The 15,116-nt window shown below is 42.4% G+C and carries 8 protein-coding genes; all 8 read left to right on the top strand.

The genetic code is table 11. From position 1 onward, the window contains the following. Positions 1-1,530 (top strand): exopolyphosphatase, encoded by a 1,530-nt coding sequence (gene ppx / locus JI723_RS09185; RefSeq protein WP_337979934.1) that lies wholly within the window; start codon positions 1-3, stop codon positions 1,528-1,530. Between the two features lie 290 nt (positions 1,531-1,820). Next, the gene (gene mgtE / locus JI723_RS09180) at positions 1,821-3,281 is read left to right on the top strand and encodes a magnesium transporter (RefSeq protein WP_070928380.1); all 1,461 of its coding nucleotides are present in this window, start codon (positions 1,821-1,823) and stop codon (positions 3,279-3,281) included. A 592-nt stretch (positions 3,282-3,873) separates the two neighbouring features. Beyond that, a complete protein-coding gene (locus JI723_RS09175) occupies positions 3,874-5,229 on the top strand; it encodes an MFS transporter (protein ID WP_070928382.1) in 1,356 nt (451 codons plus the stop codon). A gap of 275 nt (positions 5,230-5,504) precedes the next feature. Continuing rightward, entirely contained in the window at positions 5,505-6,725 is a 1,221-nt protein-coding gene (locus JI723_RS09170; protein WP_070928384.1) for an MdtA/MuxA family multidrug efflux RND transporter periplasmic adaptor subunit, read from the top strand. Beyond that, positions 6,725-9,847: an MdtB/MuxB family multidrug efflux RND transporter permease subunit gene (locus tag JI723_RS09165; RefSeq protein WP_140182715.1), complete on the top strand. Its 3,123-nt coding sequence runs from the start codon at positions 6,725-6,727 to the stop codon at positions 9,845-9,847. Before JI723_RS09170 ends, JI723_RS09165 begins: the two co-directional genes overlap by 1 nt. Then, positions 9,847-12,933, top strand: a complete 3,087-nt coding sequence (mdtC, locus tag JI723_RS09160) for a multidrug efflux RND transporter permease subunit MdtC (protein WP_272580058.1) — start codon at positions 9,847-9,849, stop codon at positions 12,931-12,933. Before JI723_RS09165 ends, mdtC begins: the two co-directional genes overlap by 1 nt. A 3-nt stretch (positions 12,934-12,936) precedes the next feature. After that, complete coding sequence (gene baeS / locus JI723_RS09155; RefSeq protein WP_337979933.1) at positions 12,937-14,331, top strand: envelope stress sensor histidine kinase BaeS; 1,395 nt, start codon at positions 12,937-12,939, stop codon at positions 14,329-14,331. Then, entirely contained in the window at positions 14,328-15,023 is a 696-nt protein-coding gene (baeR, locus tag JI723_RS09150; RefSeq protein WP_070928390.1) for an envelope stress response regulator BaeR, read from the top strand. Before baeS ends, baeR begins: the two co-directional genes overlap by 4 nt. The last annotated feature ends 93 nt before the right edge of the window (positions 15,024-15,116 follow it).

Genomic DNA, 15,116 nt, shown 5'->3' with positions numbered 1-15,116 from the left:
ATGCCATTAACTCATACATCAACGCCTCGACCTCAAGAAATTGCGGCTATCGACCTTGGCTCTAATAGCTTTCATATGGTTATTGCCCGTATCGTAAACGGTGCACTGCAAGTCTTAACGCGTTTAAAACAACGTGTTCACCTCGCAGATGGTTTAAGTGATAGTAACGAATTAAGCGAAGAAGCAATGGAGCGCGGCTTAGCTTGCCTTGCCCTATTCGCTGAACGCCTACAAGGCTTCACCGAAGAAAACGTCTGCATCGTTGGCACCCACTCATTACGGGTTGCAACCAATGTGGAAGAATTTTTAAAACGCGCAAAAAAAATCATTCCTTACCCAATCGAAATCATTTCAGGCCAAGAAGAAGCACGTTTGATTTTTATGGGGGTCGAACATACTCAGCCAGAAAAAGGCCGTAAACTGGTGATCGATATTGGTGGAGGCTCCACGGAATTGGTAATTGGTGAAAAATTTGAGCCTTTACTGATCGATAGCCGCCGTATGGGTTGTGTTAGCTTCGCACGTAACTACTTCCCCAATGAAACGATTAATGCAGAAAATTTCAATCGAGCCTATCTTACAGCCTGTTTAAAACTTGAACAAACCGCCACAAAATTTAAGCACTTGCACTGGGATGTGGCAATGGGCGCGTCCGGTACTATCAAAGCAGCGCATGCCGTGATTGTTGAAATAGGAGAGCGTGATGGCATCATTACCCGTGAGCGACTCGAAAAAATCAAACAAATGGCGCTGAAATATAAAACGTTTTCTGCTGTTGATATTCCTGGTTTGTCGACTGAACGTAAGCAGGTATTTGTTCCTGGTTTGGCTATTTTATGTGCTGTTTTTGATTCTCTCAATATCAAAGAGTTACGTCTTTCTGATGGGGCATTACGTGAAGGCGTTTTATATGAAATGGAAGGTCGTTTCCGCCATCAAGATATCCGCCAGCGAACAGCACTGAGTCTTGCTGAGCACTATAATATCGATAGAGAGCAAGCAAAGCGGGTTCTGAAAACGATGGAAGAGCTCTATCACCAGTGGGGGCAGCAAAACCCTAAGTTAGTTAACCCACAACTTGAATCTATTTTGATTTGGGCGGTAATGCTACATGAAGTGGGATTACATATTAATCAAAGTGGCTTACATCGTCATTCTGCTTACATCTTGCAAAATACCAATTTACCCGGTTTCAATCAGGAGCAACAACTGTTGCTGGCTACTTTAGTACGTAATCATCGTCGAGTGATCAAATTTGATGATATCCCTAAATTTAATTTGTATAAAAGAAAACAATTTATGCCGTTGATCCAAATTCTACGGCTCTCAATTTTGTTAAATAATCAGCGACAATCAACAACCACACCTTCATCACTACGTTTAGAAACCGATGAAGGTCACTGGACATTATACCTTCCGGCACAATATTTATCTCAAAACACCCTGATGCAACTCGATCTCGAAAAAGAGAGTGCTTATTGGGAAGATGTCCCCGGTTGGAAATTAGATATTCGTGAAGAGCCAAACTAGCTAGGGTACTCATAATTTGGTAACCAATATACGTATTTAGTCAGTTTTAGATACTCAAAATAATTCAAGGGCAGCTAGACGACAAGCGAACCAATTGCTAGCATCATCAGAAACGATGTAACTAATGCAAGTGAACGCAGTCAGCAGCGCTGCAACTTGGAGTATGACGAGCACAGTACTTTGTCTTGATTGTTGATATTTATTTGGGTTAATCACCAATCAATGGCAAAATAGTGTGGTTTCTTCGCAAAATGGTACTTACCGTACCCGTCATTGCTTTAAGGATTAAAATGTCACAACCTGCTTTCTCAATTGATGCGGCACCAACAGTAAATCCGCATTCTCAAAAACTGGCGTATATTCGCCAGCAGATCCTGACGCTATTCATGGATGACGAAGAGTTCGTCCAAACCCTTGTCGAACACGACCAACACGTTAGTCTGAGTGATAAAGCACTTAGTGAAAAAATCAATACAGTCAAAGAGTTATTGATTGATTTACACGCAGCTGATATCGCCGACATCTTAGAAATGTTACCGTATGATGAACGTCTTGCTTTATGGCGTTTAGTCGATAACAGTGAACGTGGTGAAGTGCTGGTTGAAGCTTCAGTCGCTGTCTGGGATAGCCTGATCAAGGATATGTCTGACCGTGAATTACTCCGCGCTGTTGCTAATTTGCATGTCGATGAACAAGCGTATATTGCAGAGCATTTACCCCAAGATACTATGCGTAGGTTACTGACCTATTTAGATCCTAGTTTACGCAGCCGTATTCGTGAAGTTCTGCAATATGCAAAAGACAGTGTCGGTCAGATGATGGATTTTGAATTCGTTACTGTCCGCCCTAATGTCACGCTAAAAACGGTTCAACGTTACTTACGCCAACGCGGCAAAATTCCTGAAGCTACTGATAAAATTTTCGTTGTTGATAACAAAAATTTTCTACAAGGTGAATTGCCTCTCACTACAATTTTAACCCAGTCACCTGAACGCATTGTTGCCGATGTCATGAAAACAGATACCGTCACCTTCCTGCCTGATGAAAAAGGAGAAGATGCGGCAAGTGCCTTCGAACGTTATGACTTAATTTCAGCAGCTGTTGTTGATAGTAACGGCTTATTGATGGGGCGTTTAACCGTTGAAGATATCGTTGATAACTTAAACGAAGAAAATGACAACAGTATCCGTCGAATGGGGGGGTTGAGCCCTGAGGAAGACGTGTTTGCACCTGTTGGGCAAGCAGTTAAAACTCGTTGGACATGGCTCGCTATTAACCTGTGTACGGCTTTCGTCGCATCACGTGTCATTGGGGTGTTTGAAGACACTATTTCCCAATTAGTTGCTCTAGCAACACTCATGCCTATCGTTGCGGGTATTGGTGGTAACACAGGAAACCAAACCATCACCATGATCGTCCGGGCGATTGCATTGCACCAAATCCAAACCGGCAGCTTCTCTTTTCTCATGCTAAGAGAGCTTGGGGTGGCCTTTATCAACGGGGTCGTTTGGGGGGGCATAATGGGTATTGTCACCTACTTCCTCTACGGCGATATTGCCATGGGTGCTGTAATGACATTAGCCATGATCTTAAACTTACTAATGGCAGCAATTATGGGTGTTCTGATCCCACTTATCATGCTTAAATGTGGTAAAGACCCAGCGATTGGCTCTAGCGTTATGATCACCGCAATCACTGATACAGGCGGTTTCTTTATCTTCTTAGGTCTTGCAACGCTATTTTTGGTTTAATCACTATTTGGCATACTCAGCAACAATTGGCTGAGTATGCCTTCTAATATTGCAAAATTCCCTTCTTTTTCCCCCATGATCTAGCCACAGCCTCTTTCATATCAACGACCAGTAGGGCTAATTTAATATTATTAATATGCTTAATCCTTAGTTTATGAACTAAATATATTAATCAAAAAATAATAAAATTAATATTTTGTTACTTTATTGATGCATTAACCAGCAAACTTAAATTAATAAAATATATTTTTCCCTTTAATTTTTTCTAAAAAATATACGATCTTCTGCAAAAAATCATTTATTAACATCATATAATGTTATTGTTTTACTCTCCAGATAATATAATCACACAAAGCAATACAACTGGAATATTAATCTTGTTTTGAGAGTTGAGGTTTACAGAATATGGAATTTTCTGCTATAAATTAGGTATGCATTAAGAATACAGCGTATTAACTAGGTTCCTCCATCCAACGTTTTATACCTCTTATCTGCACACCTAATATTATTTACTGTCGTAACACAGTAAATTTAGCTGTAATTCCGAAATGAAAAATAAAAAATATGTTCGGTATTTAAAAAGGATCATCTTATGACATCGCAAACAACCAGCCAGCCCTCGGCAAGGCCATTGAGGAAAGAAGATTATAAAACATTAGGGTTGTCATCTTTAGGTGGAACTCTTGAATTTTATGATTTTGTCATTTTTGTATTTTACGCAAAAATTATTTCTCAGCTATTTTTCCCGGGAGATAATGAATTTTTGGCGCTAATGGCAACACTTGGATTGTTTGCTGCGGGTTACTTAGCTCGCCCTCTTGGCGGCATTATTATGGCTCACTTTGGTGATAAAATTGGTCGCAAGAAAATGTTTACACTCAGTATTTTCTTAATGGCTTTCCCAACTTTTGTCATCGGTTTTTTACCTACCTATGCCACTATTGGTGCCGCAGCCCCATTATTGTTACTGTTAATGAGGATCATGCAAGGTGCGGCTATTGGTGGTGAAATGCCTGGTGCTTGGGTATTTATTGCCGAACATACACCAAAACAGCGTTATGGTCTCGGTGTAGGTACCCTAACCTCAGGCATTACGGGTGGTATTTTGTTAGGCTCTATCGTTGCAATTATTATTGAGCGTAGTTATACCACAGCAGAAGTTCATGATTTTGCATGGCGTATTCCATTCATACTTGGTGGTATTTTTGGCTTTATTTCTGTTTACTTACGCCGTTTTTTAGAAGAAACACCAATATTTAAAGAGCTTGCAGCGAAAAAAGCCTTAGCGCAAGAGCTACCCGTTAAAACAGTCATCAAGTCACACAAACAAGCTTGTTTAATCACTGCGGCACTGACTTGGTCTCTTTCAACAGCGATTGTTGTCACTATTTTGATGACACCTGATGTTGTTCTCAAAGGTATTTATAACATTGATCGCAATGTCGCTTTACAAGCTAACTGTGCTGCAACATTAACCTTAACTTTAGGCTGTATTTTCTGGGGTTGGTTAGGCGATAAAATGGGAACTCGCGTTTCGATGACATTGTCATGGGGCGGGCTAGCCGTAACCGCACTGTATTTTTACTCAACATTGTCAACGGATATCGCTGCCGCTACATTGACTTTTAATTATGGGTTAATGGGCTTTTTCGTCGGTGCCATTGCGACTACACCAATAATTAGTACTCGCACCTTCCCACCGGAAATCCGTTATTCAGGTTTATCATTTGCTTATAATGTGGCTTATGCGATCTTTGGCGGTTTAACACCAATTTTAACGGGTGCATGGTTACAGCAATCACATATGGCCCCTGCTTATTATGTCGCTGGTGTATCTTTATTAGCCGTTGCGGTTGCATTTATTCCATTGGCATGGAAGGGTTGGACAGTAAATTCAACGCAAGATAACGCGGCTGTCAACAGCCTAAAAGCTAGCACAACACGTTAATTTGCTATAATTCTTTAGTATAAACAGGTATAAACCCGTAGTGATTAATTGCTGCGGGTTTTGTTATACAATTTTTCCCTAGTATTCTGTCTTTTCTGCACATTAGTTGACGTTTTTTTCATATTTCCTTCATTTTTACGTGTAACCCCCACGCTAAACTATTAACATACCGCAAATGACTAATTTTTAACTATATAGCCGATATTCTATGCCGTTATATAGCCATCAAAATGTGATGATTTTTTTACTCGACGTTGAGCTAAGCGAAAATTTAAATGAATAAACAAAAACGCCATACCACACTAACCCGTTCTGCCATTTTCATTGCCGTGATTATTGCTGCTGGCGCTGGGTGGTATTTTTACTCTCAGCACAATCAAGCCAATACCACGCCAAATAAGGCCAATAGTAAACCATCGGCTCGTCCAAACCGTGTTCTTGCTCCAGTTCAATTCGCTAATGCACAAGAAAAAATCGTACCACGTTACTTATCAGGCTTAGGGACCGTACAAGCCGCCAATATGGTCACCGTCACTAGCAGAGTGGAAGGACAGTTAATGTCCTTGCATTTTGTTGAAGGCCAGCAAGTCAAAGCTGGCGATTTATTGGCTGAAATTGATCCGCGTCCTTTTGAAGTGCAACTCGCACAGGCAGAAGGACAACTAGCGAAAGATAAAGCAACTTTGGCGAATGCACGCTTAGATCTCAATCGTTACCAAAAATTAGCAGGCACTAAAGTGATTTCGCAACAAGAGCTTGATAACCAAAAATCTTTGGTTCTGCAATCTGAAGGCAGCATTAAAGCCGATCAAGCTGCTGTAGATAGCGCTAAGTTGCAACTGACTTATAGTAAAATCACCGCCCCTATTTCAGGCCGTGTAGGCTTAAAACAAGTTGATGTAGGTAATTTTATTTCGGCAGGTACAACCACCCCCATTGTCGTGATCACCCAAACTCAACCTGCTGATGTGCTATTTGCGCTCCCTGAAGGTGATATCCCTGCGATACAAAAAGCACAGTCATCAGGCCAGCCTGTCATCGTCGAAGCGTGGGATAGAAATAATATTGCGATGATCAGTGAAGGTTATCTGTTAAGCACTGATAACCAAATTGATGCAGCAACAGGAACATTAAAAATGAAAGCTCGCTTCACTAATGATGCCCAGAGCTTATTTCCTAACCAATTCGTTAATATTAAAATGCAGATAGAGACTTTGCAAAATGCGGTTGTGATCCCCACAGCAGCACTGCAAATGGGTAATGAAGGCCATTATGTTTGGGTTTTGAGTGACGATAACCGTGTTAGTAAGCAATCTGTCACCGTCGGTATGCAAGACAGTAAGCAAGTCGTCATTGAAAGTGGCCTTGCAGCTGATACTAAAGTCATTACTGATGGTGTCGACCGTTTAACTGATGGAACAAGCGTTGAAGTGGTTAATAGTGACAACGTCACTAAACCCGTTGAGCCTCAGAAAAATAGCGCGGAGAAAGCCTAATGCAACCTGGGATCCAAAAAGGTGGCGGCCCTTCTCGCTTATTTATTTTACGTCCTGTTGCGACAACGTTATTTATGGTGGCGATCCTATTAGCTGGGATCATTGGCTATCGTTTTCTACCCGTTTCCGCGTTACCTGAAGTTGATTACCCAACCATTCAAGTCATCACACTCTACCCTGGCGCCAGCCCAGAAGTCATGACATCAGCCGTGACGGCTCCATTAGAAACACAATTTGGCCAAATGTCTGGTTTAAAACAGATGTCGTCACAAAGCTCTGGCGGTGCTTCCGTGATCACATTAATGTTTCAACTGACATTGCCATTAGAGGTTGCAGAACAAGAAGTACAAGCTGCGATTAACTCGGCTTCGAGTTTATTACCTTCTGACTTACCGTACCCACCGATTTATAACAAAGTTAACCCAGCGGATCCCCCTGTCTTAACACTTGCAGTCACCTCTGATGCAATACCACTGACACAAGTGCAAGACATGATTGAAAATCGCATCGCGCAAAAAATTTCGCAAGTGAATGGTGTTGGTCTTGTTACCCTCGCTGGTGGCCAGCGCCCTGCTGTACGGGTGAGTTTAAATCCTCAAGCTATGGCAGCAAAAGGATTAGACAGCGAAACTATTCGTACCGCAATTAATAACGCAAACGTCAATTCGGCTAAAGGTAGCTTTGATGGCCCAACACGTGCTGTAACGCTTTCCGCGAATGACCAAATGAAATCTTTGGATGATTATCGCCACCTAATTGTCGCCTATCAAAATGGCGCACCGGTACGGCTCGGTGATATTGCAACCATCCAGCAAGCGGCTGAGAACGCTTATTTAGGGGCGTGGGCAAATACACAGCAAGCGATTGTCATTAATGTTCAGCGTCAACCTGGCGCTAATGTTATTGAAACAACCGATACTATTCGTAATTTACTCCCTGAATTGATTGAGACGTTACCAAAGTCAGTTGATGTTAAGATTTTAACGGATAGAACTAGCACCATTCGCGCATCTGTTAGTGATGTTCAATTTGAACTAATGCTCGCTATCGCATTAGTTGTGATGGTGATTTATCTATTCCTACGTAATGGAATAGCAACGTTGATCCCCGGTATTGCCGTGCCACTTTCTCTGGTTGGTACGTTTGCCGTGATGTATTTTTGCGGTTTTTCCGTTAATAACCTAACCTTAATGGCTCTCACTATTGCGACGGGTTTTGTGGTCGATGACGCTATTGTCGTTATTGAAAATATCTCCCGTTACCTTGAGCAAGGCGATAAACCGATTGTTGCAGCATTAAAAGGTGCGGGAGAAATTGGCTTTACGATTATTTCACTGACCTTCTCATTAGTTGCTGTATTGATACCGTTATTGTTCATGGGGGACATTGTTGGGCGGTTATTTAGAGAATTTGCAATCACCCTTGCGGTGGCTATTCTCATTTCAGCTGTCGTTTCATTAACGCTCACTCCCATGATGTGCGCTCGTTTACTGAAACCTGAATCAGAGCATAAACACAATCGTTTTGAGCTAGCTTGTGAGCGCTTCTTTGATGGTATGATTGCATGGTATGCCATTTGGTTAAAACGTGTCCTCAATCACCGTTGGTTAACACTTTCGGTTGCTATCGGTACCCTTGTTTTAACTGTATTACTATACCTGTGGATCCCTAAAGGTTTCTTTCCATTACAAGACAATGGCATTATTCAAGGTACGATTGAAAGCCGTCAATCCATCTCTTTCTCGGCAATGTCGCAAAAACAGCAAGAAGTGGCTGAGAAATTACTCTCTGATCCTGCAGTCGATAATATTACTACCTATGTTGGAATCGATGGTACTAATCCAACCCTTAATAATGGGCGCATCCAAATTACCTTAAAACCGCTAGATGAGCGCCCTGACCGTGTAAGTACGATTATCCCTCGCTTACAAGAAATTGCAGATAGCGTATCGGGTGTCACACTGTATTTACAACCCATGCAAGATCTGACGATTGATACCCAATTAGCACGAACGCAATACCAATTTACACTGCAAGCAGGCTCTCTAGAAGAGTTGAGTCTGTGGGTACCAAAACTATTAACTGAATTGAACAAACAGCCTGAGCTGGTTGATGTCAGCAGCGATTGGCAAGACCAAGGCTTAGTGGCTTATGTCAATGTTGATAGAGACACTGCGAGCCGCTTCGGTATCTCGATGTCAGCCATTGATAATGCATTATATAATGCATTTGGCCAGCGCATGATCTCGACTATTTACACCCAATCGAATCAATATCGCGTCATTATTGAGCACAATACCCAAACTCGTAATGGTATAGACGCCTTAAATGACGTTCGCCTCAAGGGTACGGATGGTGCAATCGTGCCTTTAAGTACTTTAGTCAATATCCAAGAAGGTTATGGGCCGCTAGCAATCAACCATCTTGACCAATTCCCAGCGGCAACCTTCTCTTTTAACCTAGCAGACGGGGCATCCTTAGAATCAGCGGTCAATGCAGTCAAAAATGCCGAAACACAAATTGAAATGCCAAGATCGATTACCACTCAATTCCAAGGGGCAACTTTAGCATTTGAGGCTGCATTGAGCAGTACGGTTTGGCTGATCGCCGCTGCAATTGTCGCCATGTATATTGTACTAGGTATTTTATATGAGAGTTTTATTCATCCAATTACTATCCTCTCAACCCTACCTACAGCGGGTGTTGGTGCGCTATTAGCTTTAATGATGGCAGGTAGTGAGCTAGACGTGATCGCTGTCATTGGTATTATTTTGCTGATAGGAATAGTGAAAAAGAATGCGATTATGATGATTGACTTCGCATTAGCAGCCGAACGCGAACAAGGTATGTCACCGCGAGAAGCAATTTATCAAGCTTGTTTACTCCGTTTCCGACCTATTTTAATGACCACTATGGCCGCTTTATTAGGTGCATTACCTTTAATGTTAAGTTCAGGGGTCGGTGCCGAGCTACGCCAACCATTAGGGATTTGTATGGTTGGAGGGTTGATCATGAGCCAAATACTCACTTTGTTTACCACCCCAGTGATTTACCTGTTATTTGATAGCTTAGCAAGTAATATCAAGGCTCACCGACAAAACCGTAAGCAACAGGTGTCATAATGAAGCGCTTTTTCGCCTTATTTATCAGTCGTCCCGTTGCCACAACCTTAATTAGTGTTGCTATCTCGCTATGTGGTGCACTCAGTTTTATGTTCTTACCTGTGGCACCATTGCCACAGGTTGATTACCCTGTGATAAACGTGACAGCGTCACTATCCGGCGCATCACCTGAAACGATGGCTTCTTCAGTTGCAACTCCTCTTGAGCGCTCATTAGGTAGCATCGCAGGGATCAGTGAAATGACCTCCAGTAGCTCTCTAGGGCGCACCACAATCACCCTTGAATTCAACCTTGATAAAGATATTAATAATGCAGCCCGTGAAGTACAGGCTGCTATCAACGCAGCCCAAAGTTTGCTACCTAGCGGTATGCAAAGTAAGCCTCGTTACTACAAATCAAACCCTTCCGATGCCCCCATCATGATTTTAACCTTAACCTCAAAAACCATGAGTACCGGTGAAATTTATGATATTGCCTCAACACGTTTATCACAGCGTATTGCACAAATCGAAGGCGTCAGTGAAGTGTCTGTTGGTGGTGGTTCATTACCTGCCGTGCGGGTCGAACTCAACCCTACCGCCCTATTTAATCAAGGCGTTTCCCTTGATAAAGTTCGTTCTGCCATTAATAGTGCTAACGTGCGTCAGCCTCAAGGATACATCAATGATGATGATAGACGTTGGCAGGTGCAAACCAATGATGAACTGAAAAAAGCGGCCGATTACCGTCCTATTATTGTTCACTATCAAAACGGCAATGCTGTTAAATTAAGCGATGTTGCCAATGTTAAAGACTCGGTACAAGATGTCCGTACCGCAGGTATGTCTGGCGGTGAACCCGCTATTTTGATAGTGATCCGCCGAGAGGCTGGTGCAAATATTATTGAAACCGTCAATCGTATTCGTGCTGAGTTACCTGAATTTCAAGATATGATCCCCGCGGCAATTGATTTAAAAGTTGCTCAAGATAGAACTCCAACCATTCGTGCATCGTTAGTCGAAGTTGAACGCGCATTAATCATTGCTATCGCGTTGGTGATCTTAGTCGTTTTACTGTTTTTGCGTTCAGGTCGAGCAACATTAATACCCGCCATTGCCGTTCCTGTCTCATTGATTGGCACATTTACGGCTATGTACCTGTGTGGCTTCAGCCTCAATAACTTATCACTCATGGCTCTGACCGTTGCCACTGGATTTGTGGTTGATGATGCCATCGTAGTCCTAGAGAACATTTCACGGCATATCGAAAATGGTAGTCGGCCATTTATTGCCGCAGTCAGAGGCGTCAGTGAAGTTGGCTTTACCGTCGTTTCCATGAGTGTTTCTTTAGTGGCTGTATTTATCCCATTACTATTAATGGAGGGGTTAGTTGGCCGCTTGTTCCGCGAGTTTGCCATCACCCTAGCCACAGCAATTAGTATCTCGCTAATTATTTCGTTAACACTCACACCAATGATGTGTGCCTATCTGCTAAAAAAGCGTGATATCAAAAAGACCGATAAACAAGGTATTACAGCGCGTTGCTTATTACGCGCACAACAAAGCTATGGTCTCATATTAAATTGGGTGTTATCGCATAAACGAAGTGTGTTAGCGATCTTATTCGCGACTATTGGTTTAAATATCTATCTATATATCGCGATCCCAAAAACGTTCTTCCCTGAACAAGATACAGGCCGTTTACTGGGTTTTGTTCGTGCGGATCAAAGCATTTCATTTCAAGCAATGAAAGAAAAGATGACCCGTTTTATGCAAGAGGTAAATGCAGATCCTGCGGTTGATAGCGTGACAGGTTTTACAGGTGGTAGCCGCGTCAATAGTGGTTCAATGTTTATTTCATTAAAGCCTTTGGATGAACGCAAAGAAAGTGCGAATGCAGTCATTAACCGATTGCGTATTAAATTAGCCAAAGAACCCGGCGCTAACCTATTTATGATGCCAGTACAAGATATTCGAGTAGGAGGTCGACAATCCAATGCCAGCTACCAGTACTCTCTGCTTGCTGATGAACTAAATACGCTACGTGAATGGGAGCCTGCTATACGTAAAGCCATTGCCGATCTGCCACAAGTGACTGATGTGAACTCAGATAAAGAAGATAAAGGCGCTGAGATGGCGATCACCTATGACAGAGATTTGATGGCACAGCTGGGCATAGACGTACGTGAGGCGAATGATTTGCTCAATAATGCGTTTGGCCAGCGCCAAATTTCAACTATCTATGAGGCGATGAACCAATATAAAGTCGTGATGGAAGTTGCGCCTGAATATACACAAGATGTCAGCGCCTTGGATAAAATGTTTGTTATCAACAAGACTGGTGAGGCTATTCCACTATCTTACTTTGCCCGTTGGCAGCCTGCCAATGCGCCATTAAGTGTTAACCATCAAGGTTTATCCGCTTCATCAACCATTGCTTTCAACTTAGCAGAAGGTTACACCCTTGATCAAGCGATGTCCGCTATCGAGAAAACCATGACTGCGCTAGGTGTCCCCTCCAATATTCGCGGTTCATTTGCAGGTACCGCCCAAGTGTTCCAAGACACATTAAAATCACAGCTATTCCTAATTTTTGCTGCAATCATCACCGTGTATTTGGTACTGGGTATCCTTTATGAAAGCTATATTCATCCACTGACCATTTTATCCACTTTACCTTCTGCTGGCGTCGGTGCATTACTCGCCTTAGAATTGTTTAATACACCGTTCAGTTTGATTGCGCTTATTGGGATCATGCTGTTAATTGGTATCGTCAAGAAAAACGCCATCATCATGGTAGATTTCGCTATCCATGCACAGCGTAACCAAGGTTTAACCGCACGAGAAGCTATCTTCCGCGCCAGTATGTTACGTTTTAGGCCGATTTTAATGACAACATTGGCTGCGATTTTTGGTGCTCTTCCTCTTGCTTTAGGCAGTGGAGATGGTGCTGAGTTACGTCAACCTCTTGGTATCACTATTGTTGGTGGGTTAGTGATGAGCCAATTATTAACGTTATTTACTACACCTGTAGTTTATTTGTGTTTTGATCAACTCAGACAGCGTTTTTCGAAACAACAGCGTGATCCTAAGCACGCCAAGGCGTAAATGATGAAATTTAGATTTAGCAGCGTCAGCACCCGATTATTTCTGGCTATTTTTGCCACTTGTCTACTGCTAGTGGTCATTATGCACCAAGGTGTTCGCTTAAGCTTTCAACATGGGTTTATTGACTATATTAAAGAGAATGATCAACAACGTGCCGAATTGATCGCTGATGCCCTTGCTGAACAATATGATGAGACAGGTAGCTGGCGTTTCTTGATCCGTAATGAGCGAGTGTTTTTTAATATATTACGCAGTATTGAACACCACCAGCGCTCACTGCCGCCATCCAAACCTAAAGGTTGGCGCTCCTATTTTTGGGTATATGACAACGAAAACCGGCTGATATTAGGTCGTAATGTTCCGTTACCTAATGACATTCTCCGCCAGCCCGTTGTCACTTCAGATGGCAAAACAGTGGGATGGGTGATTGCCAGTTATGGCGATGGGATCAGCAATGAGATAGACCGCCGTTTCGATGAACAACAGATGATGACCAGTTGGTTAATTGCTGGTTTATCATTAATTGTCGCGTTAATCGCCACAATTTTATTAGCTCGTGGTTTTTTAAAACCCATAAAAAGATTGTTGGATGGGACCAACCAATTAGCGAATGGCGATTTCTCCACCCGCGTTACTGAGGTCGGTCGCGATGAGCTCGGTCAACTCGCCAAAGATTTTAACCATCTCGCATCAACACTCGAAAAAAATGAACATATGCGTCGTGATTACATGGCAGATATTTCGCATGAATTACGTACCCCACTCTCGGTATTGCAAGGTGAACTTGAGGCCGTACAAGATGGCGTACGCCAAGCAACGCCTGAGACTATCAGCTCTTTACTCGCGGAAACCCATACGTTAATTAAGTTAGTTAACGACTTACATCAATTATCTTTATCCGATAGAGGATCACTCGTCTATCGCCTTCAATCAGCGGATATTATTCCCTTGATTGATATGGTCATCGGTCAAGTACGTTGGCGTTTGGAAGAGAAGCAGATCACAGTGGAAACACATTTGCCAAATCAACAAATTATCAATATCGACCCTGATCGCATTTTGCAATTACTTTATAATTTAATGGAAAATAGCCTACGCTATACCGACGCGAACGGAAAAATCATCATTCGAGCCGTTATTGAACATAATCAATTTTCACTATATTGGGAAGACAGTGCTCCCGGCCTAACTAGCGAACAATGTAGCCATCTTTTTGAGCGATTTTATCGCGCAGAGGGATCGCGCAGTCGCGCTAGTGGCGGTTCTGGCCTCGGTTTAGCAATTTGCTATAATATTATTGAAGCACACAAAGGTAGCATACAAGCCAGCGCTTCCCCATTAGGTGGAGTACGTATTGCTATCCATTTACCGTTGAAACAAAAGGAAAATGAACAGTGACAGTGTTAGAGCCTTCAAGTGCGAATGTACTGGTTGTTGAAGACGAACCGAAACTCGGTCAACTACTTTATGACTACCTTCAAGCTGCTGGATACCAACCTTCACTATTACAACGGGGTAATGAAGTAATTGATTATGTTAAACAGCACCAGCCAGATATCATTCTACTCGACCTCATGTTACCTGGCATGGATGGGTTAACCATCTGTCGCGAGTTACGTAAATTTTGTGAAATCCCGATTATTATGGTCACCGCCAAAACCGAAGAGATCGACCGCTTACTTGGTTTAGAAATCGGCGCTGATGATTATATCTGTAAACCTTTTAGTCCTAGAGAAGTGGTGGCTCGGGTAAAAACCATTTTACGTCGCTGCCAACATACAACGACACCCGATAAACAGAAAACCCAGTTAATTATTGATGAAAGCGCATTCCAAGTCCGTTATGGTGATCAACTACTTGAGTTAACACCCGCTGAGTTTCGACTGGTTAAGTTTTTATCAGATAATTCGGGAACCGTGTTCTCACGCGATCAACTGCTCGATATTTTGTACGATGATCACCGAATTGTCACGGATAGAACCATTGATAGTCATGTCAAAAACCTACGCCGAAAACTGGAATCACTTGATAATGAAAAAACCTTTATTCGTTCTATTTATGGTTTAGGTTATCGATGGGATGAAGTCTAAACTGATGACTCAATGTCAGTACATTTTGTAGGGAATACTTTAATTTTCTTGCAAACAGCGCTAAAATCGCCTCCCTTAAAAAGGCTTCCTCAT

Source organism: Providencia manganoxydans, from assembly GCF_016618195.1.
GTDB classification, from domain to species: domain Bacteria; phylum Pseudomonadota; class Gammaproteobacteria; order Enterobacterales; family Enterobacteriaceae; genus Providencia; species Providencia manganoxydans.
Note: the sequence above shows the minus strand (reverse complement) of the source record. Positions and strands in the feature narration are given on the sequence as shown.